This window comes from Geobacter sp. FeAm09, from assembly GCF_008330225.1.
Lineage (GTDB): Bacteria > Desulfobacterota > Desulfuromonadia > Geobacterales > Pseudopelobacteraceae > Oryzomonas.
Genome location: NZ_CP042466.1, coordinates 2,150,275 through 2,169,725 on the forward strand (window position 1 = coordinate 2,150,275; position 19,451 = coordinate 2,169,725).

The 19,451-nt window shown below is 59.9% G+C and carries 16 protein-coding genes, 1 tRNA gene and 1 pseudogene; 10 read left to right on the top strand and 8 right to left on the bottom strand.

Features of this window, described 5'->3' with window-relative positions; all coding sequences use genetic code 11:
* Window positions 1-44: 44 nt before the first annotated feature.
* The 5 genes from FO488_RS10150 to lepA all read right to left on the bottom strand — a co-directional run bounded on the left by FO488_RS10150 (window position 45) and on the right by lepA (window position 7,728).
* The gene (locus FO488_RS10150; RefSeq protein WP_149210463.1) at window positions 45-2,270 is read right to left on the bottom strand and encodes an NADP-dependent isocitrate dehydrogenase; all 2,226 of its coding nucleotides are present in this window, start codon (window positions 2,268-2,270) and stop codon (window positions 45-47) included.
* A 270-nt stretch (window positions 2,271-2,540) separates the two neighbouring features.
* Window positions 2,541-3,242 (bottom strand): LysM peptidoglycan-binding domain-containing protein, encoded by a 702-nt coding sequence (locus FO488_RS10155; protein WP_149210464.1) that lies wholly within the window; start codon window positions 3,240-3,242, stop codon window positions 2,541-2,543.
* Window positions 3,243-3,251: 9 nt separating this feature from the next.
* Complete coding sequence (gene aspS / locus FO488_RS10160; RefSeq protein ID WP_149210465.1) at window positions 3,252-5,036, bottom strand: aspartate--tRNA ligase; 1,785 nt, start codon at window positions 5,034-5,036, stop codon at window positions 3,252-3,254.
* Between the two features lie 176 nt (window positions 5,037-5,212).
* Window positions 5,213-5,899, bottom strand: coding sequence for a signal peptidase I (gene lepB / locus FO488_RS10165; protein WP_149210466.1), 687 nt, complete (start codon window positions 5,897-5,899; stop codon window positions 5,213-5,215).
* A gap of 26 nt (window positions 5,900-5,925) precedes the next feature.
* Complete coding sequence (gene lepA / locus FO488_RS10170; RefSeq protein ID WP_149210467.1) at window positions 5,926-7,728, bottom strand: translation elongation factor 4; 1,803 nt, start codon at window positions 7,726-7,728, stop codon at window positions 5,926-5,928.
* 139 nt (window positions 7,729-7,867) lie between these two features.
* Here lepA and xseA point away from each other — a divergent pair, with 139 nt between their 5' ends.
* From xseA to FO488_RS10205, 7 genes and pseudogenes are all read left to right on the top strand, one after another.
* On the top strand, window positions 7,868-9,208 hold the full coding sequence (xseA, locus tag FO488_RS10175; protein WP_149210468.1) for an exodeoxyribonuclease VII large subunit: 1,341 nt from the start codon (window positions 7,868-7,870) through the stop codon (window positions 9,206-9,208).
* Window positions 9,209-9,277: 69 nt separating this feature from the next.
* Window positions 9,278-9,505, top strand: a complete 228-nt coding sequence (locus FO488_RS10180) for an exodeoxyribonuclease VII small subunit (protein ID WP_149210469.1) — start codon at window positions 9,278-9,280, stop codon at window positions 9,503-9,505.
* Between the two features lie 156 nt (window positions 9,506-9,661).
* A complete protein-coding gene (locus tag FO488_RS10185; protein ID WP_149210470.1) occupies window positions 9,662-10,555 on the top strand; it encodes a polyprenyl synthetase family protein in 894 nt (297 codons plus the stop codon).
* 200 nt (window positions 10,556-10,755) lie between these two features.
* A pseudogene (gene dxs, locus FO488_RS10190) lies at window positions 10,756-12,632 on the top strand (1-deoxy-D-xylulose-5-phosphate synthase).
* A gap of 26 nt (window positions 12,633-12,658) precedes the next feature.
* On the top strand, window positions 12,659-13,954 hold the full coding sequence (locus FO488_RS10195) for a peptidase MA family metallohydrolase (RefSeq protein ID WP_168205967.1): 1,296 nt from the start codon (window positions 12,659-12,661) through the stop codon (window positions 13,952-13,954).
* A gap of 49 nt (window positions 13,955-14,003) precedes the next feature.
* Window positions 14,004-14,080: transfer RNA gene (locus FO488_RS10200), tRNA-Pro, on the top strand.
* 285 nt (window positions 14,081-14,365) lie between these two features.
* The gene (locus FO488_RS10205; RefSeq protein WP_149210472.1) at window positions 14,366-14,713 is read left to right on the top strand and encodes a hypothetical protein; all 348 of its coding nucleotides are present in this window, start codon (window positions 14,366-14,368) and stop codon (window positions 14,711-14,713) included.
* 66 nt (window positions 14,714-14,779) lie between these two features.
* Here the strand turns inward: FO488_RS10205 and FO488_RS10210 are convergent, their stop codons facing one another.
* Window positions 14,780-15,013, bottom strand: a complete 234-nt coding sequence (locus FO488_RS10210; RefSeq protein WP_149210473.1) for a hypothetical protein — start codon at window positions 15,011-15,013, stop codon at window positions 14,780-14,782.
* A gap of 196 nt (window positions 15,014-15,209) precedes the next feature.
* On the opposite strand from FO488_RS10210, the gene FO488_RS10215 reads away from it, so the two are divergent.
* On the top strand, window positions 15,210-16,085 hold the full coding sequence (locus tag FO488_RS10215) for a cytochrome c3 family protein (RefSeq protein ID WP_168205969.1): 876 nt from the start codon (window positions 15,210-15,212) through the stop codon (window positions 16,083-16,085).
* Here FO488_RS10215 and FO488_RS10220 read toward each other — a convergent pair.
* A complete protein-coding gene (locus FO488_RS10220) occupies window positions 16,057-16,239 on the bottom strand; it encodes a hypothetical protein (RefSeq protein ID WP_149210475.1) in 183 nt (60 codons plus the stop codon). The genes FO488_RS10215 and FO488_RS10220 overlap by 29 nt on opposite strands.
* Before the next feature lie 253 nt (window positions 16,240-16,492).
* On the opposite strand from FO488_RS10220, the gene FO488_RS10225 reads away from it, so the two are divergent.
* Both FO488_RS10225 and FO488_RS10230 read left to right on the top strand, forming a co-directional pair.
* A complete protein-coding gene (locus FO488_RS10225; protein ID WP_240732265.1) occupies window positions 16,493-17,485 on the top strand; it encodes a porin family protein in 993 nt (330 codons plus the stop codon).
* A gap of 209 nt (window positions 17,486-17,694) precedes the next feature.
* On the top strand, window positions 17,695-17,913 hold the full coding sequence (locus FO488_RS10230; protein ID WP_149210477.1) for a hypothetical protein: 219 nt from the start codon (window positions 17,695-17,697) through the stop codon (window positions 17,911-17,913).
* Between the two features lie 51 nt (window positions 17,914-17,964).
* On the opposite strand, the gene FO488_RS10235 is transcribed toward FO488_RS10230, so the two are convergent.
* Window positions 17,965-19,404 carry an efflux transporter outer membrane subunit gene (locus tag FO488_RS10235; RefSeq protein WP_240731851.1) on the bottom strand — a complete coding sequence of 480 codons (1,440 nt, stop codon included), beginning with the start codon at window positions 19,402-19,404 and terminating at the stop codon, window positions 17,965-17,967.
* Between the last annotated feature and the right edge of the window lie 47 nt (window positions 19,405-19,451).

Below are 19,451 nucleotides of genomic sequence, written 5' to 3' on the forward strand. Positions count from 1 at the left end.
CTGTTTTCCTCCTCGAATATTTTTGTTCTGCTTCTTAAGCTTTATCAGGCGATAGCATCCACTATTGCATTGAGGGTTGGGCTGGGACGCATGGCTTTTTCCGTCTTTACCGGATCCGGCAGGTAATAGCCGCCGATGTCCTGGGGTTTTCCCTGGGCGCCGATCAACTCCTCGTTGATTTTTGCCTCGTTATCCTTAAGCTGCTGCGCCACTTTTGCAAAACGGGCCGCGAGATCCTTATCTTTTGTCTGTGCTGCCAAAGCTTCGGCCCAGTACATTGCCAGGTAGAAATGGCTGCCTCTGTTGTCGATCTGGCCGACCTTGCGGGCCGGGTTTTTGTTGTTGTCAAGGAACTTGGTATTTGCCTCATCGAGCGTATCGGCCAGGAGTTGGGCTTTCTCGTTCTTGAAGGAACTGGCCAAGTGTTCCAGGGATACCGCCAGCGCCAGGAATTCACCAAGTGAATCCCAGCGCAAGTACCCTTCCTGCACAAACTGCTGGACATGCTTGGGCGCCGATCCGCCGGCCCCCGTCTCGAAGAGGCCGCCGCCAGCCAAAAGCGGGACGATCGAGAGCATTTTTGCGCTTGTACCCAGCTCAAGGATCGGGAACAGGTCGGTCAGGTAATCCCTCAGGGCATTTCCGGTAACGGTAATGGTATCCAGACCGGCTTTTGCCCTGGGCAGCGTGAAGCGCATCGCTTCCACAGGAGACATGATGTGAATTTCGAGACCGCTGGTATCGTGGTCTTTCAGGTATTTGGTAACTTTTTCGATCATCTGGGCATCATGCGCCCTGTTTTTGTCCAGCCAGAACACAGCCGGTGCCCCGGTTGCCCGCGCTCTTCTTACCGCCAGTTTGACCCAATCCTGGATCGGCAGATCCTTTGCCTGGCATCCGCGCCAGATATCACCTTCTTCCACAGTATGCTGCAACAACACTTCGCCGGATTCATCGACAACACGCACCGTGCCGTTTGCCGGAATCTTGAAGGTCTTGTCGTGAGAGCCGTACTCCTCGGCCTTTTGCGCCATGAGCCCCACATTGGAGACACCACCCATGGTTGTCGGATCGAATTGGCCGTTTTTCTTGCAGAAATCTATGCACTCCTGATACCACTCGGAATAGGAGGTATCCGGGATCACGCATTTAACATCGTGCAATTTTCCGTCCGGACCCCACATCCCACCGGAGTCGCGGATAACGACCGGCATGGAGGCATCGATGATGATGTCGTTGCTGGCATGCAGGTTGGTGATGCCCTTATCCGAATCCACCATCGCCAGGGGAGGCCGCTTCTTGTAAACATCCTGGATGTCCGCTTCTATCTCGGCCCGTTTGGCTTCCGGCAGCTTCTGAATCTTCAAATACAGATCACCCATGCCGAGATCCGGAATGACCCCGAGCTCTTTAAAGGTGGCTGCGTGCTTCTCGAAGACATCCTTAAAATAGACGGAAACGAAATGGCCGAACATGATGGGGTCGGAAACCTTCATCATGGTGGCCTTGAGGTGCACGGAGAACAGCACCCCCTTTGCCTTGGCGTCTTCTATCTGCTCCTCGATGAATTTGCGCAGGGCGCGGGCGCTCATGAACGCGCCATCGAGCACCTCGCCCGCCTGAAGCGGCAGTTTCTCTTTCAGGACCGTGACCTTGCCGCCCTGGTCCACGAACTCGATCTTCACATTGCCGGCTTTTTTCATGGTAACGGATTTTTCGCTGTGATAAAAATCGCCGGCCCCCATATGCGCAACATGCGTCTTTGAGTCCGCACTCCAGGCACCCATCTTATGCGGATGTTTCTTGGCATATTCCTTAACCGCGCGTGCCGATCTCCTGTCGGAGTTGCCTTCTCTCAATACGGGGTTTACGGCACTTCCCAGACATTTGGCATATCGAGCGTGCAGCGCTTTTTCAGCATCGGTTTTGGGTTCCTCGGGGTAATCAGGGATGTTGTACCCTTTTTCCTGAAGTTCTTTGATCGCGGCCTTCAATTGCGGGATTGAGGCACTGACATTGGGCAGTTTGATGATATTGGCTTCCGGCTTCTGGGTAAGTTCGCCCAACTCCGCCAAATAATCGGGCATCCGCTGGCTCTCCGTCAGGTTTTCCGGAAAATTGGCGATTATTCTTCCTGCAACAGAGATGTCCCTTGTTTCAACGACAACGCCGGCCGCCTTGGTGAAAGCATTGACGATGGGGAGCAAAGAATATGTTGCCAGTGCGGGTGCTTCATCAATTTTTGACCAAATAATTTTTTGTGTCGACATTGCGTGTTCCTCTCCTTAGTTTTTTATCGTTACCGGAAACATTCGCATACGGTGCGGGCCAGGTACCGTTTTTTCTCCTGGGCGACAACCAACAGCTTACTGCAATCGTATCCAAAAACAAGTCAACAACCCATAACCCATTGTTATCACAACATTTAACATGGATCAGTGATTTTGTATACAGTATACAAAAGGCATTTGACTGTCAAGAAAAAACTACCTGTTGTTTCGACTGCTTTGCGAATAAAAAAGCTACGGAATAATGTTGTTCTATTTTTTGCCGGAATATCGGCGGGCCTCGACGGCATCGTCATGGGAGAAGTGGCGCGGAATGGTGAGCACCTGCCCCGGCCAGAGCCGCTTGGGATCGCGGATCTGGTCACGATTGGCACGGTAAATGAGGGGCCAGAGTGAAACATCATTGTAGATTTCAGCTCTTCCGGCTATCTGGGGAAGGGTCTCGCCACGCCGAACCGTATAGGTAGCGGGGAGCGGGGCGGGCGATTCCTTTGATGAGGCTGCTTTTGCCTTGGCCGCCGCAGCCTCGGCGGCGGCCTTCAAGCGATTCTGTTCCTGCAGGCGGGCCTCCGCCTGGGCGGCTTCCCGCAGAAGCCGTTCTTCTTCGGCGCGGGCCGCCTGCTCTGCCGCCTGACGCCTCGCCTCTTCTTCTGCCAGCTTCTGCAGCCGCTGCAATTCGACTTTCAGCAGATCACCCTTTTGCAGGGCGAGAAGATAATAGGCATCCGCCTCCTTGTCGTTTTTCTGCACCTGGAGCACCGCCTCGCCATGTTCGAAGGTTTCGACGATGTTGCGATACTCCACCGGAAACTTGCGCGGGCCGTCCCGAAGGGACAATTCGTCCACCAGGGCCATGGCCTGCAGGCGCCAGGACGGCGGCGGCGCCTGTGTGGCACATGCGGCGACAAGAAAGCAACAGGTGAGAAGCGGTATGGCGGCGAGCCAGCGCACCATTACGGTTCGCTATGCCTGCTTTTCCGCCAACTTGATCCCAAGCTCGCGGAGTTGCTTGGTATCCACCGTCGAAGGGGCTTCCGACATCAGGCAGGTTCCCTTCTGGGTCTTGGGGAACGCGATGACGTCGCGGATGGAGTCGCTGCCGGTCAAAAGCATGATCAGGCGGTCCATGCCGAAGGCAATACCGCCGTGGGGCGGCGTGCCGTAGTCGAGGGCATCCAGCAGGAAGCCGAATTTGGCACGCTTGTCCTCCTCGGAATGGCCGAGCATCTTGAACATGAGCGACTGGACCTCTTCCTGATGAATCCTGATGGAACCGCCGCCGATCTCGTTGCCGTTCAGCACCAGGTCGTAGGCCTTGGCGCGGCAACGGCCCGGGTCCGATTCCACATACTCCAGGTCCTCGTCCATGGGCGCGGTGAAGGGGTGATGCACCGCGGCCCAGCGCTTCTCGTCCTCATCCCACTCCAGGAGCGGAAAGTCGGTTATCCAGACGAAACGGTAGTCGTCCCTGCTGGTGAGCTTGAGGATGCCGGCCAAATGATTGCGCAGCTTGCCGAGGGAGTCGTGAACCACCTTGGGCTTGTCGGCCACGAAGAACAACAAGTCCCCCTCCTCTGCGCCGAAAACGGTGTTCATGGCGGCGATCTCTTCCGGCGTGAAGAACTTGGCGATGGGAGAGTGCCATTCCCCTCCCTCGAACTTGACGTAGGCCAAGCCCTTGGCGCCGTAGATCTTGACGAACTCGGTCAGGTCGTCGATCTCCTTGCGGGAGAAACCGGCGCACCCCTTGGCGTTGATCCCCTTGATGATCCCCCCCTTGGCCGCCACATCGGCAAAGACCTTGAAACCGGAGCCTTTGACCAGATCGGTCAGGTCGCACAGCTCCATGCCGAAGCGCATGTCCGGGTTATCCACGCCGAAACGGCGGATGGACTCGGCATAGGTGATCCGCTCCACCGGCAGTTGGACATCGACCCCCCTGGCCTCCCTGAAGATGCGGGCGATCAGCCCTTCCATGACCGTGATGATGTCCTCGCGATCGATGAAGGACATCTCGCAGTCGATCTGGGTGAACTCGGGTTGGCGGTCGGCGCGCAGGTCCTCGTCGCGGAAGCAGCGCACCACCTGGAAATAGCGGTCGAAACCGGAGATCATCAGGATCTGCTTGAAGATCTGGGGCGATTGGGGCAAGGCGTAGAACGAGCCCTGATTGATGCGGGACGGCACCAGGAAATCGCGGGCACCCTCCGGGGTCGACTTGGTCAGGAACGGCGTCTCCAGCTCGATAAAACCATTTTCCGTCAAATATGAACGGGTTAGCTGCGCAACCTTCGAACGCAGGATCAGGTTATTCTGGAGCTGGGGCCGGCGCAGGTCCAGGTAGCGGTGCTTGAGACGGATATTCTCGTTCACGTCGCTGAACTCGTCCAGCATGAAGGGGAGCGGCTTGGAGCGGTTGAGCAGCTTGCATTCGCTGACCCGGATCTCCACCTCGCCGGTCTTCATGTTGGGGTTGACCGTGCCTTCCGGCCGCGGGATGACCGTGCCCTTTATCGCCAGAACAAACTCACTGCGCACCGATTCCGCCACGCCGTGGGCCGAAGCAGACACCTCGGGGTCAAAGACGACCTGGGCGATCCCCTCCCGGTCACGCAGGTCGATGAAGATCAACCCCCCATGGTCCCGGCGGCGCAGGGCCCACCCCATCAGAATCACCTCGGAGCCGATATCGGCGGCGCGCAAATCGCCGCAGTAGTGTGTCCGCTTCCAGCTTCCCAATATATCCATAGTGCTATCCTCCAATTGAAATCAATGTTCTAACAGAATCTGTCGAATAACTAAGGTTGTTCAAAAATAGTCAGATCGTCGCACCCGGAGAAAGCCCTGAGGAGGCGTAGCAGCGCTACGCCGCACGAAAGGGCTTTCGAGGATGGCGGCGAGATGGCTGTTTTTCAACAACCTCCTCAGTTTATCAGTTTCCCGATGCTGCCGAAACGGGGCCTGAATTTGTCCTTGTCCCACGACCAGTACTTGATGAAGGCCAGCCCCTTGATCTTGTCCCGGCTCACAAAGCCCCAGAAGCGGCTGTCATAGGAGCGGTCGCGGTTGTCCCCCATCATGAAGTACGAGTTGGGCGGCACCGTGACCGGGCCGAAGGTATCCCGGGGGTTCATCTCCTTGGGGATGATGTCCTTCTCCTTGTGCACTTCGTGGGGATTCTCGTAGGGTTTGCCGTTGACGAAAACCTTTTTGTCCTTGCCCTCAACCACATCACCCGGCGTGCCGACCACCCGCTTGATGAAATCCTTGCTGGGGTCCTCGGGGTATTCGAAGACGATCACGTCGCCCCGCTGCGGGTCGCGGAGCGTGAGCAACCGCTTGTCGCTGAAGGGAAGCTTGGTGCCGTAGATGAATTTGTTGACGAGCAGGTGGTCGCCGATGGCCAGGGTATCCTCCATGGACCCGGACGGGATCTTGAAGGCCTGCACCAGGTAGGTGCGGATGACCAGCGCCAGGATCAGGGCGATGGCGATCGATTCGGCATATTCGCGGATGATGCTTTTGTGCCTCACGGCCGGCTCCGAGGCGTTGAGGACTGGTTCTGTGGATGATGCGGGGGACTGCGGTGATGTTTCGCTGTGTTCTTCCATGGGTGTTCCTTTGCGGAAATGGGAATTTATTTGTCGTCCACCTTGAGAATCGCCAGAAACGCCTCCTGGGGCAGTTCCACGTTCCCGACGTTTTTCATGCGCTTTTTGCCTTCCTTCTGTTTCTCCAGGAGCTTGCGCTTACGGGTGATATCCCCGCCGTAACATTTGGCAAGGACGTCCTTACGCATGGCCTTGACCGTCTCGCGGGCAATGATCTTGTTGCCGATGGCCGCCTGGATGGCCACCTCGAACATCTGGCGCGGGATCAGCTCCTTCATCTTGGAGACCAGGTCGCGGCCGCGGAAATAGGCCTTGTCCCGGTGAATGATCAGGGACAGGGCGTCCACCACCTCGCCGTTGATCATGATGTTCATCCTGACCAGTTCGCTGCGGCGGTAATCCAAGTGCTCGTAGTCCAGGGAGGCGTACCCCTTGGTGATGGACTTCAGCTTGTCGTAGAAATCGAGCACGATCTCGTTCAGGGGCATTTCGTAGATGATCATCACCCTGGTGGGGGTCAGGTACTTGATCTCCCGCTGCACGCCGCGCTTTTCCTCGCACAGAGCCAGCACGCCGCCGACGAACTCGTTGGGCACGTGGATATGGGCCAGGATGAACGGCTCTTCCAGATAATCCACATACTGCGGCTCGGGGAGCTGATTGGCGCTCTCGATGGTGATCACCTCGCCGGTGACGCGATGCACCTTGTACACGACCGTGGGGGCGGTGGTGATCAGGTCCAGACCGAATTCGCGCTCCAGGCGTTCCTGGATGATCTCCATGTGCAAAAGCCCCAGAAAGCCGCAGCGATAACCGAAGCCCAGGGCCACCGAGGTTTCCGGCTCGTAGGAAAAGGATGAGTCGTTCAGCTTGAGCTTGGCCAGGGCGTCGCGCAGCTGCTCGTATTGAGCCGTATCAATGGGGTACAGGCCGGAGAACACCATCGGCTTGACCTCTTTGAAGCCGGCGAGCGGCCGTTCGCACTGCCGGTTCAGCAGGGTTACCGTATCGCCCACCTTGGCGTCGGCCACATCCTTGATGCCGGCGATCACGAAGCCGACCTCGCCGGCACTCAGAGCGGGCACCTCACGCATCACCGGGGCAAACACCCCGACCTTGAGCGCCTCATAGGAGCGGTTGGTGGACATGAGCTGGATCTTGTCGCCCTTTTTGAGGGTACCGTCAAAGAGCCGCACCAGAATGATGACCCCCTGGTACTGGTCGTACCAGGAATCGAACAGGAGCGCCTTGAGCGGCGCTACGGGGTCTCCCGTGGGCGCGGGGATCTTCTTGACGATCTCTTCCAGAATCTCGTGGGTGCCGATCCCCTCCTTGGCGCTGGCCAGCACGGCATCGTGGGCGTCGATGCCGATGATCTCCTCGATCTCCTGGATCACCCGCTCCGGGTCGGCCGCGGGCAGGTCGATCTTGTTGAGGACCGGAAAGACCTCCAGGTTGTTGTCCAGGGCCAGATAGACGTTGGCCAGGGTCTGGGCCTCGACCCCCTGGGAGGCGTCCACCACCAGGAGCCCGCCTTCGCAGGCGGCCAGGGAGCGGGACACTTCATAGGTGAAGTCCACGTGGCCGGGGGTGTCGATCAGGTTGAGGACGTAATCGTTGCCGTCGTCGGCCCGGTAGTTGAGCCGGACGGTCTGGGCCTTGATGGTGATGCCCCGTTCACGTTCCAGATCCATCTTGTCCAGGAACTGATCCTGTTTTTCCCGGTCGGAAAGCGCACCGGTATATTCCAGGAGACGGTCGGCCAGGGTGGACTTGCCGTGATCGATGTGGGCGATGATGGAAAAATTTCGTAGTCTGCTGATGGCCATAAATCCTTCGGTTATGCACACTAAAATGGAATTGTGAAGGATAGATAAATATGGCGTGAAAGTAAAGCGGAAAAGCCGGATCACCGCCATTCCAGCGATAGGGATTGACGCCGGGGTGCACGACGCTTAAGATACCTCCATGGACATCTTTTCCGAAAAGACCATCCTCACGGTCAGCCGGCTGACCGCCCTCATCCGCGGCGTGCTGGAGGACAACTTCGACCAGGTTTGGGTCGAAGGCGAGGTTTCCAACCTGTCCCTCCCCTCCTCCGGGCACATCTATTTCACCCTCAAGGATTCCGGGGCCCAGGTGCGGTGCGTCATGTTCAAAAGCGCCGCCAAGAACCTTAAGTTCCGCCTTTCCGACGGCATGGGCCTGATCGTCAGGGGGCGCATCTCCGTCTACGACCAGCGCGGCGAATACCAGATCGTCTGCGAATACCTGGAACCGGCCGGCGTCGGGGCCCTGCAGATGGCCTTCATACAGCTCAAGGAGCGCCTGGCCCGGGAAGGGCTCTTCGACGAGGCCCACAAGCGTCCCATGCCCCGATTCCCCAAACGGGTGGGCGTGGTGACATCCCCCACCGGCGCCGCCATCCACGACATCCTCAACGTCCTCAAGCGCCGTTTCGCCTCCCTGGAGGTGCTGCTCTATCCGGTGCGCGTCCAGGGCGACGGCGCCGCCCGGGAAATAGCCCTGGCCATCGCCGACATGAACCGCCTGGCCGAGGTGGACGTGCTCATCGTCGGCCGCGGCGGAGGGTCACTGGAAGACCTGTGGGCGTTCAACGAGGAAATCGTGGCGCGGGCCGTGCGCCGCTCCCGCATCCCGATCATCTCGGCCGTGGGACATGAGACCGACTGGACCATCTGCGACTTTGCCGCCGACCTGCGCGCCCCCACCCCGTCCGCCGCCGCCGAACTGGTGTCCGCCAGCGCCGGAGAGTTGCGCGGCCAGGTGGAATCCCTGGCCCATCGTCTGCGCCTGGGGATCGAATCGTACCTGGCGACCCGGGAAGCGCGGCTCGATACGTTGCGGCGGGCGATCCACGACCCCACAACCCTGGTGGGGCATCTGGCCCAGCGGGTGGACGACCTGACGGAACGGCTCGCCTTGAGCCAGGAACATGGGCTGGCCCGGCGCAGAGAGCAATTCCATCGCCTGGACCAATTGTTATCATTCAACAACCCAATGCGCCTAATTGCCGACCGCCGGCAACGCCTGCAACGACTTGAGTCGGACGGCGAACGGCTGATGCAATCGAAACGTGAGGCTCTTAAGCTGGCTTTCGGCGAACAGGCCGCACGGCTGGAAGTACTCTCGCCCCTCTCCACCCTGGCCCGGGGATACGCCATTGCCCTGCGCTGCAAGGACGGCACGGTGGCCACCGACGCCGCCCAGCTTGCACAAGGGGAACTGCTCAAGCTCAACTTCCGCCGCGGCGCGGCCCTGTGCCGCGTGGAAAGCCGGGAATCGTGAATGCTTGACCGTAGACGGCATATCTGTATAATGTCGGCACACTGAAAACGGGCAAAAAAGGTTTTTGATATGGCAACGGAAAAATTCGAGACTGCACTCAAAAAGCTGGAAGAGATCGTCAAGCGCCTGGAAGGCGGCTCGATTTCTCTGGAAGATTCCCTCAAGGCTTTCGAGGAGGGGGTCAAACACGCCGCCTTCTGCTCCCGGAAGCTGGACGAGGCCGAGCGGCGGGTCGAGGTGCTGCTGAAACGCAAGGACGGAACCTTTGGCCGGGAACCGTTCGAACCGGAAGAGTAAAATCTAATTCACAATTTCTGCCACACGACACAGGGACGAAAAGGCCACAACCGGCAGAGCCGCAACATATCCCCCACCCCAGATCATGGCCGGAACCTCTGTCGGCCGGCTAGCCCGGCACCCGAATGTCCCCGTGGCAAAAAAAGGACCCTCATCATGGATTTGAAGACATACCTGAAAGAACAGTGCACACGGGTTGACGAGGCCCTGGACCGCTTCCTCCCCAAGGAATCAGAACTTCCCCACAGCCTGCACAAGGCCATGCGCTACTCGGTCTTTGCCGGCGGCAAACGGGTACGGCCGATCCTGATGCTGGCCGCCTGCCAGGCCGTGGGTGGCGATACGGAGCGGGCCATACCTGCGGCCTGCGCCATGGAGATGATCCACACCTACTCCCTGATCCACGACGACCTGCCCGCCATGGACGACGATGATTTCCGGCGCGGCAACCCCACCAACCACAAGGTCTTCGGCGAGGCGATCGCCATCCTGGCCGGGGATGCCCTCTTGACCGAAGCCTTCAAGCTGGCCAGCGACCCGCGTCTCAACAGCGACGTGCCGGCCGCCGCACGCCTGGCGGTCATCAACGAGATCGCGACCTGCGCCGGTTCCTATGGCATGGTGGGCGGCCAGGTGGTGGACATGGAGAGTGAGGGCAAGCCGGATATCGACCTGCCTGTCGTGCAGTACATCCACACCCACAAGACCGGCGCCCTGATCAAGGCCTCGGTGGTTGCCGGCGCGTTGCTGGGGGGGGCGGACGAGACCAGATTGGCCGCCGTCAAACGATACGGCGAGGCGGCCGGGTTGGCTTTCCAGATTGCCGACGACATCCTGGACATCGAGGGCACCACCGAGGAGATCGGCAAGGATGCCGGCAGCGACGAGGCCCGCGGCAAGGCGACCTATCCGGCGGTCATGGGCCTGGCTGCGGCCAAGGCAGAGGCCAAGGCCATGATGGACGAGGCCATGGCCGCCCTGGAGATCTTCGGTCCCGAGGCCGATGCGCTGCGGAACATCGCGCAGTATATCGTCAGCCGGAAAAACTGAAACGGGAAGTGCTCACCACGGAGGAGACCGAGGTACACGGAGGAAAGACAAAAACCATTTGCAGGGATAAACAGGATACACAAATACAATTTTAAACATCCTGTAAAACTCATTTTTTTCAATCTCTGTCCGTTCCGCTTTCCTCTGTGTCCCTCCGCGTCCTCCGTGGCAATGCTCTTTTACCAGATAAGGATCTATTTATGGCTATCCTTGACACGATAAACTCCCCCGACGACCTGAAAAAGCTCCCTTTATCCCAGCTCCCGGCCGTGGCTGTGGAACTGCGCGCCATGATCATCGAAACATGCGCCAAAAACGGCGGCCACCTGGCGCCCAGCCTGGGGGTGGTGGAACTGACCATTGCCCTGCACCGGATATTCGATTCGCCAGCCGACAAGATCATCTGGGATGTGGGTCATCAGGCCTATGCCCACAAGATCCTCACCGGCCGGCGGGAGCGCTTCCCCACCCTGCGCACCCTGAATGGCATCACCGGTTTCCCCAAGCGGGCCGAATCGCCCCACGACGCCTTCGGCGTCGGCCACTCCTCCACCTCCATCTCGGCCGCCACCGGCTATGCCGCGGCCCGGGATCTGGATGGGCGCAGGAACAAGGTGGTCGCGGTGATCGGCGACGGCTCCATGACCGGAGGCATGGCCTACGAGGGGATGAACAACGCCGGCGCCCTGGCCAAGGACCTGATCGTCGTCCTCAACGACAATGAGATGTCCATCGCCGAGAATGTGGGTGCCCTCTCCACCTTTCTGAGCCGCACCGCCTCCAGTGAGTTCGTGTATCGTTTCAAAAAGAATACGGAGGCGTTTCTCAAGCGGATCGACGTGGGCAAAGGGGTTCTGCATGTCGCCCGCAAGATGGAGGAGTCCTTCAAGGGACTTTTCACCCCCGGCATGATGTTCGAGGCCTTCGGCTTCAACTATATCGGCCCCATCGATGGCCACGATCTGCCAAAACTGCTGGAAACCCTGGAAGGGATCAAGAAGTTCCATGACCCGGTCCTGATTCACGTGCTGACCAAGAAAGGCAAAGGCTACAAGCCCGCCGAGGACAATCCGTCGCTCTTCCACGGCGTCGGGCCGTTCGAGATCGGGACCGGCAAGGTGCTCAAGGGAAAAGGCGGCGCCGCATCCTACACCGCCATCTTCGGCGCCACCCTGTGCAAGCTGGCCGCCGAAGACGAGCGGATCGTGGCCATCACCGCCGCCATGCCCGACGGCACGGGACTGAGCGGCTTCGCCAAGGAACACCCCGAACGCTTTTTCGACATGGGTATCGCCGAACAGCACGGCGTGACCTTTGCCGCCGGCCTGGCGGCCTGTGGCCTGCGGCCGGTGTTCGCGGTCTACTCCACCTTCCTACAGCGCGCCTACGACCAAGTGTTCCACGACGTCTGCCTACAGAACCTGCCGGTGACCCTTGCCCTGGACCGGGGGGGGTGGTGGGGAGCGACGGCCCCACCCATCACGGCGCCTTCGACCTCTCCTACCTGCGGCACCTGCCCAATATGACCCTGATGGCGCCCAAGGACGAGAATGAACTCCAGCACATGCTGCATACCGCCCTTACCCTGGGCACCCCTGCCGCAGTGCGCTATCCCCGGGGCAACGGCTTTGGCGTCCCCCTGGACCAGACCCTGGCCACGCTCCCCGTGGGCCGGGCCGAAGTGCTCCGCGAGGGGGGCGACGGTGTGCTGCTGGCTGTGGGCACCATGGTCTATCCCGCCCTGGAGGCGGCCGGGCAGCTTGAAAAAGAGCACGGCACGGCGCTGACCGTCGTCAATGCCCGTTTCGTAAAACCGCTGGACGAAGCGCTGATCCTGGATCTCGCCCGCACGCACGGCCGGATCGTGACCCTAGAGGAAAACGCCCTGCAAGGGGGGTTCGGCACGGCCGTACTGGAGCTGTTGGAGCAGCACGGCCTGACCGGCGTTCCGGTTCTGCGCCTCGGCTACCCCGACCACTACATCCCCCAGGGGGAGCAGCACGAACTGAGGGCCATGGTGGGGCTCGACAGCCCCGGCATCGTGGCATCGGTGCACGTCTTCATCTCCCGCCCATGACGCAGTGGAGCCCACACAGCCGCCGAATGCCGGCATCGCGAACGTGCCGGCATTCCCTGGTGCACCGGGCCGCCCTTCTCCTGACGGCATCGTGCCTGTGGCTTTCTCCCCTCCACGCCGCCGAGCCGGTTGCCAACGGGCAACCCCAGCCGGATGACAAACCTTCTCCCTCAACGGCTCCCCGGTACAGTGAAAAAGAGCTGGAACAGTTGGAAAACAGCCATCGCCTGTTCCCGCTCAACGAGAAGGTCACCGCCGCTCTGGCGAACGCCTATGCGGCGTACGGGCATCAGCTCTTCACCCAGAAGCGTTATGAACAGGCGGACGCCATCTTCCTCAAGGCCCAGGAGCTCTATCCCGACGATGCCACCTACGCCCTGCTGCGGGGCATCTGCAACTACCACCTCAAACGATACGAGACGGCACGTGCCGAACTGGAGCAGGCCCGCTCGCAAGCGGGCGATTCCATCGAGGTCCTCTTTTTCCTGGGGTTGGTGCTGTACGATACCGACAACCGCCAGCAGGCGGTGGAGCTATGGGAACTGGCCCTGAAACGTGCGCCGGGCCGCAAGGAAATCCTCGACGTCCTCAACAAGGCGCGCAAGGAGACGGCCGTTGAAGCGGCCATGGACCAGGGGCACAGCTCCCGCTTCGATCTTTCCTACGATCCCGATGTGGACACGGCGTTTGCCCTGGCGGTCCTGGACGTGTTGGAAGCGGCGGCCAACACGGTCAACTCCGAACTGGACCACTACCCCCAGGCGCGCGTCCCGATCGGCATTTACAAACGCGGCGACTTCAAGACCGTCACCGATTCGCCCGACTGGTCCGGCGGCGTCTACGACGGCAAGATCAGGCTTCCCTTTGGCGGGGCAAAGGAGATGAACCCCGCCTTGCGTGCCGTTTTATACCATGAATACGCCCATGTGGTGGTCTTTGAACTGACGCGGGGCAACTGCCCCCTCTGGCTCAACGAAGGGGTTGCCGAGGTTTTCGGCAGGACACAGTATGACCGTCCCTTGACGGAACTGGAACATGCCGTTCGCAGGGGCGCCGTCACCGACTTCCGGAAGCTCGAAAAGAGTTTCAGCGGCCTCTCCGCTGCCGATGCCGCCCTGGCCTACCAGCAGAGCTACAGCATGGTGAACCATCTGGTGACCACCTATGGCTGGTACCGGGTAAAGCAGATACTTGTCGGCCTGGGCAATGGCCTGAACGCCGAAGCGGCTATTGCAGCGGCACTGGCCGACTTCAACCTGACCTATGACGGCATCATCAGGGAGTGGCGTGAACGTCTCGCCGGGAATGGTGGGGAAAGGTAATTTCTGTTGCCATATCGCCACACGTATGGTAATAAGTATCTTTTCGCGTCGGGGAGTAGCGCAGCCTGGTAGCGCACCTGTCTTGGGCACAGGGGGTCGCAGGTTCGAATCCTGTCTCCCCGACCAACCCTTACTTTTCAATAGGTTAAGCCTTAATTCTTCAATGCGCACTGCAACTTGCTGCACATCGGAAGGGATCGAGGCTTTTCTTTTTTCGCCGCTTGCCTCCCTGCATCCCTGCGGGAAGCGTTCCTTGCCCAGAGCGGCACCCCGCCGCCATGGGAGGTTGCCAGGAAAGCACGATGAAACGTCCCTCATCCCGTATACTCGACTTGACAGCCTGCCCCGAAGTTCGTTAGAGTCGGCTAACAGCATTCACAACTATCCGGAGGCGACCCCACGCCTATGCCCATGTTCAAGAAATGCCCCTGCTGCGGCGCAAAGTGGCCGACCAGAAACAAGTTCCTCACCGATCAAAGCTTGAAGCTCCATGGCTATCAGGTCAACTTCAAGAGCCTTGAGATGGGCCTGCTGCTCTTCACCCACCATGCCCCGTCATGCAACACAACCATGGCTGTCGATGTGGCGGAATTTTTCGATCTGTTCACCGGCACACGCTATACCGTGAATAAGGCGAAATCCCCCGAATGCCCACGGTATTGCTTCGACGAAAGCAATCTGGCACGGTGCACCGTCTTCTGCGAATGTGCCTTTGTACGTGACGTAATGTGGTCGGTCCAGATCCTGAAAGCCATCTAGAAATGCCTTTCCAGCCAGCCTGTCCACGGGGGCTGCACATCTCGTCACTCTTCTGCGGCCGTTCCTCTATTTATCCTCCGAGCGTTTGCTTTCCGTTCCTTCCGGCCATCCCCTCACCATCACCGCAAGATAGCGCAGAGCATCCGTCACCAGCCGGGAACCGACAGTGACGACGTGTTTGGCAAATTCACCGGCAACCCACAACAGGCCTACCAGAAAGAGCATGAAGCACATTTTCAGCACAACTGTCCCCGACCCCATGCCGCCCAGGCCGTTCCACATGATTTCAATCAGGTGCATAGCGTCTCCTTGATTGCCGGACCGGCCGCGACGAACCGTCGCGTGAAAGACAAAACCATCCGAACGTGCGGCGTTTGCATCTTTTAGACAGGCAGTAGTTGCCGATAATGGAACCGGCGCTATAATCTTTCAACGACTGGCCGATATACTGATGTCCCGTGCGGCTAGCCATGCGCGCAAGGAAGGAACAGCCGTCATGAGAGCGCTGCTTGACACCCCGGTCTGCCTGATAATTCTACCACTCGTTTTCGCGTCGTGCAGCCTGTCGGGAGCCAATCTTCAGCGGGAAAGCAATCCGGCCGTTCATTCTGACTGCCGCGACTGCCACACGGTTGCCAGGCCTGAGGGGAAAACAGCGCTGTTCCCTTCCTACACCGATCCGTCATACTTTTGTCTCGACTGCCATAACTACAAGACCAATCATCATCCGGTAAATTTCATTCCGGCCAGGCAAATCCGCCCCCAGTTTCCGCTTTCTACCGGCGAAATCACATGCCTGACGTGTCACGAGATGCATGGCGGCCCACAACACAAAGGTACGCCAAAGCTTTTGCGTGGCGGCCCCTATGCCGACCTGAGAACGATGTGCCTCAATTGCCACACCGTTGAACAGTATGCAAACATAGATCCCCATATCATGAAGAAGGATGGTGAAGAGCGGACCGTCGTTGGCGGAAAGACGGTATGCCTTTTCTGCCACGAATTGGAGCCGGACCCTGCGCAGGACCGGGCGAACATGGTGTTATTCAAGGCGGATGTGACGTTTTTGTGTCTGAGGTGCCACACGCTGATGCATACAGGTTACTTTGAAAAGCATTTCCTGGTAACGCCTTCAAAAGAAATTATCAGCAACAGCAACAGGCCGGAAATCCTGGCGCGGTTTTCGCTGCCGCTTGTGCCCCGGGGCCGCATTACGTGCACGACATGTCACAACCCCCATCAGGGGGGATCATTACCTATGGGCCTTCAGCCGCAGGAGCAGATTCCCCCCACAGGCTCAGGGACGGGAACGTTTGCATCGGATGCCATTAGACGGACGTCATTCACAGGATCGAATCCGCCCCCGCCCTGATCTCCTCCCTGACGGTCGTCAGCAATTCCGCGCATATCGCAACCAACTCCTGCCGCAGTCCATCCGCTTCGGATGAGAGCTCCAGTTCGACCGACTCGGCAAAATACTTGAATTTGGCAACAACGTCTTCAAACTGCTCGATGGTACAATTCATGTGATACCCCTTTTGTCCTTATCTGTGCCGCCGTAACCAACAAGGGCGCTGCGTGATCGAAAATATACCGGTACCCGTCCGGCATGGTCAATTAAAATTGAAGTCGCCCCGCCGCTTCCCGGCATTCCGTCTTCCGGTACCTCCCCCTCCGTGTTGCCTTGCCCCGATCGGCTGAAAACCTTCTTTGACCGTCCCCGCCAACCGTGCTATTGTGACCAGGCTACGCCAACACGGGAGGTGGGTTTTGAAAAGTGTGTGTGCATGTGCGGCCGTATCCCTGGTGCTGGCATTCTCCGGCGCGGCGTTCGGGGCCGTATCAGAGGGGCAGTTTTCGGTTTCACCCATGATCGGCGGCTATACCTACGATGGGGGCCAGCATCTCGACACCGCCCCCATGTATTCCCTCAGGGGCGGCTACAATCTCACGGACCGCATCGGCGTGGAAGCCGGGCTGGATTACTCCATCACCTCATCCAGGCTGAAGACGGACAAGAATGTCGCCATTTTCAAATATGGCGTCGAAGGTTTGTACCATTTCATGCCGGACAAGAAGCTCGTGCCGTTCGTGGCCGCCGGGCTCGGGGGGTACAATCTGTCCGGCCCCTCGGCCCTTGTCTCCAGAAAGCTGATGGGCTTCATGGACTATGGCGGCGGGGTGAAATACTTCCTGTACGACCGGTTGGCGCTGCGTGCGGATGTGCGGCACGTCGTGGCCAATGCCAGTGCCTTCGAGTACACCCTGGGCGTCACCATCCCCTTCGGCGGTGCCAAGGGACAGACCGGGCCGGCGCCGACCTATGCTTCCGTAAAGGCCGCCCTGGCGAAAAAGCGCCAGGAGCAGCAGGTCGCTCCCCCCCAGGCAGCCCCGCAGGAAAGAGCTGTGGAGCCTGCCGCCGCCGGACCGGCGGAAAACAAGGCACTCGAGCCCTCGCCAGCGGAGAGGCTCGCACAGATGAAGGAACTGTTTGCCAAAGAAGAGCTGGAGCGGATTACCACATTCAAAGCCGACTGGGAGAAGGGCAAAGAGGCCCGGTTGGCTGCCGAGAGGAGTGCGCTGAAGCAGGCAGCCCCCGATCAGCCCGCAGCGCGGAACATGCAGGGCCCGGAAAAGGCATGGAACGCAACGGCCCCAGCCGCACAACAGGCCACCGGGAGGTCAACGGCAAGCTCTCCCAAAAAATCCGTGCTGAAAAAACGGCATAAGGTAGCCGCCAAAAAGAAACGGCGCCTGCCGGCACCCCTGTGAGCAACCGGCAGCGGGCGGGCAGCTGCGAAACGAGGTTTTGCCGCGCCGGATACAGGGCCAATGGCCATTATCGCTTGATTTCATCTTTCAAATGACCGATATTTCGCAGGAACGAGTTGCTGCCGTCTTTCGTTGACGCACCGCGAGACAAACGGTAGCCGCATTTTCCGCTTCACGGAGTCCCCCATCCCATGGCTGTTCCTTCCCACATGCGAAGCCCGCGAGACAAATTCCTCAACCAGCTTACCGGTATCGATTGCGAGTTCAACAACTGGCAGGCGTGGCAGAGGCTTATGGACTGGCTGAAAAAGCAACCCTGGCATCAGGAGTTGTTCGGCGGCGACAAGATTCCCAGCCGCCTGCTTCACCACTCGACCCTTGCCAATGAGGTCAGCAAGTACCTTGGCGGCCCGGAAGACAATACCTGACCGCTCCCCCCGGAAAAGAACTCCCGGCGACGGTTCCAATCCCACGGCGGCTCACCGCTGCTCACCGTGCAGGTTCGCGGCATCCCACCCGCCCCCCAGGGCCTTGATCAGGAGCACGCTGGCAGTCATGCGGCGTCCGGCAATGTCGATGGCGCTCCGCTTGTTGGTCACCTCGGCGGTCTGGGCCGTCAGGACGCTCAGGTAGCTGGTAATGCCCGCCTTGTACTGGTTCTCGGCAGCAGCCACCGATTGGCGGGCAGCCTGCACCGCCTCGTCCTGCACCCTGGCCTCTTCCTCCAGAATACGCAACTCGGCCAGATTATCCTCCACCTCCTGAAAACCGGTCAGCACGGTCTGGCGATAGGTAGCCACATCGGCGTCATAGGTGGCCCGCGCCTGATCGTTTTGCGCGCTGCGCAACCCGCCGTCGAAGAGGGTCTCCGAAACCGCGGGCCCCACCGACCAGAAACGGCTCGGCCAGCTCAGCCAGCGGGAAAAACTCGTCGTTTCCAGGCCGCCCGATGCGCTCAGCGTGATGGAGGGATACCAGGCGGCCTCGGCCACGCCGATCTGGGCGTTGGCCGCCGCCATGCGCCGTTCCGCGGCGGCAATATCGGGCCGGCGTTCGAGCAGCAGGGATGGCACCCCCAGAGGAATGGCCGGCGGTACCGCCGCTAGGGGAGCTGCGGGCAGGCTGAAGTCGGAAGCCGGTTTGCCGATCAACAGGGCAATGGCATGTTCGTACTGGGCGCGTTGTACGCCCAGGTCGATGGCCTGCGCCAGGGTGCTCTTAAGCTGGGTTTCGGCCTGGAGCACATCCGCCTTGGCCACCACGCCGCCGACGTAGCGGTTCCTGGTCAGCTCCAGGGTTTTCCGGTAGTAGGCGACGGTGGTATCCAGGAACGCCTTCTGGGCATCCTGGGTGCGCAGCTGAAAATAGGCCTGGGCAAGCTGGGCCTGGGCGCTCAGGCGGAGCGCCGCCAGATCGGCTTCGCTGGCCTGGGCGCTGGCGCTGCTCGCCTCCACGCTGCGGCGCACGCGGCCCCAGATGTCCGCCTCCCAGGAGATGTCCACGGGAAGCGTATAGGTGGTATTTGTCTTTGCCGAGCTGCCGATGGTGGACGACGTATGGGCCCGCGTGGCCGAGGCGCCGACCGAAACCGTCGGATAGTAGCCGGCCCTGGCGGACTGGATCAGGGCGCGGGCCTGGCGGAAGCTGGCCTCGGCCGCGAGCACGTTTTGATTCGATACGGCGACCTGTTCTTCCAGCGCATTCAGCTGCGGGTCGTTGAAAACCTGCCACCAGGCTCCCGTGATGGTCACATCCCCGGGCTGCGCCGTTTTCCAGCCGTTCACCTCCTTGTAGGCCGCCGGCATGACCGGCACGGCCTCCGGCCGGACATAGTTCGGGCCAACCGTACAGCCGGCCAGGAGCATGAGCGCTCCGGCAAAGAAGAGGCAACGGCGCGAGGGCGATGGTATCATGAACATGGGTGTATCCTTTCCCGATTCAGTGCGTCATGGCCGGGGCGCGGGCA

Excerpts from the sequence above, each read along its gene's own strand:
- FO488_RS10185 (WP_149210470.1), top strand. The coding sequence starts at position 9,662 with ATGGATTTGAAGACATACCTGAAAGAACAGTGCACACGGGTTGACGAG.
- aspS (WP_149210465.1), bottom strand. The coding sequence starts at position 5,036 with ATGGATATATTGGGAAGCTGGAAGCGGACACACTACTGCGGCGATTTG.
- lepB (WP_149210466.1), bottom strand. The coding sequence starts at position 5,899 with ATGGAAGAACACAGCGAAACATCACCGCAGTCCCCCGCATCATCCACA.
- FO488_RS10180 (WP_149210469.1), top strand. The coding sequence starts at position 9,278 with ATGGCAACGGAAAAATTCGAGACTGCACTCAAAAAGCTGGAAGAGATC.
- FO488_RS10155 (WP_149210464.1), bottom strand. The coding sequence starts at position 3,242 with ATGGTGCGCTGGCTCGCCGCCATACCGCTTCTCACCTGTTGCTTTCTT.
- FO488_RS10235 (WP_240731851.1), bottom strand. The coding sequence starts at position 19,404 with ATGTTCATGATACCATCGCCCTCGCGCCGTTGCCTCTTCTTTGCCGGA.
- FO488_RS10195 (WP_168205967.1), top strand. The coding sequence starts at position 12,659 with ATGCCGGCATCGCGAACGTGCCGGCATTCCCTGGTGCACCGGGCCGCC.
- lepA (WP_149210467.1), bottom strand. The coding sequence starts at position 7,728 with ATGGCCATCAGCAGACTACGAAATTTTTCCATCATCGCCCACATCGAT.
- FO488_RS10215 (WP_168205969.1), top strand. The coding sequence starts at position 15,210 with ATGAGAGCGCTGCTTGACACCCCGGTCTGCCTGATAATTCTACCACTC.
- FO488_RS10230 (WP_149210477.1), top strand. The coding sequence starts at position 17,695 with ATGCGAAGCCCGCGAGACAAATTCCTCAACCAGCTTACCGGTATCGAT.
- FO488_RS10150 (WP_149210463.1), bottom strand. The coding sequence starts at position 2,270 with ATGTCGACACAAAAAATTATTTGGTCAAAAATTGATGAAGCACCCGCA.
- xseA (WP_149210468.1), top strand. The coding sequence starts at position 7,868 with ATGGACATCTTTTCCGAAAAGACCATCCTCACGGTCAGCCGGCTGACC.
- FO488_RS10210 (WP_149210473.1), bottom strand. The coding sequence starts at position 15,013 with ATGCACCTGATTGAAATCATGTGGAACGGCCTGGGCGGCATGGGGTCG.
- FO488_RS10220 (WP_149210475.1), bottom strand. The coding sequence starts at position 16,239 with ATGAATTGTACCATCGAGCAGTTTGAAGACGTTGTTGCCAAATTCAAG.
- FO488_RS10205 (WP_149210472.1), top strand. The coding sequence starts at position 14,366 with ATGTTCAAGAAATGCCCCTGCTGCGGCGCAAAGTGGCCGACCAGAAAC.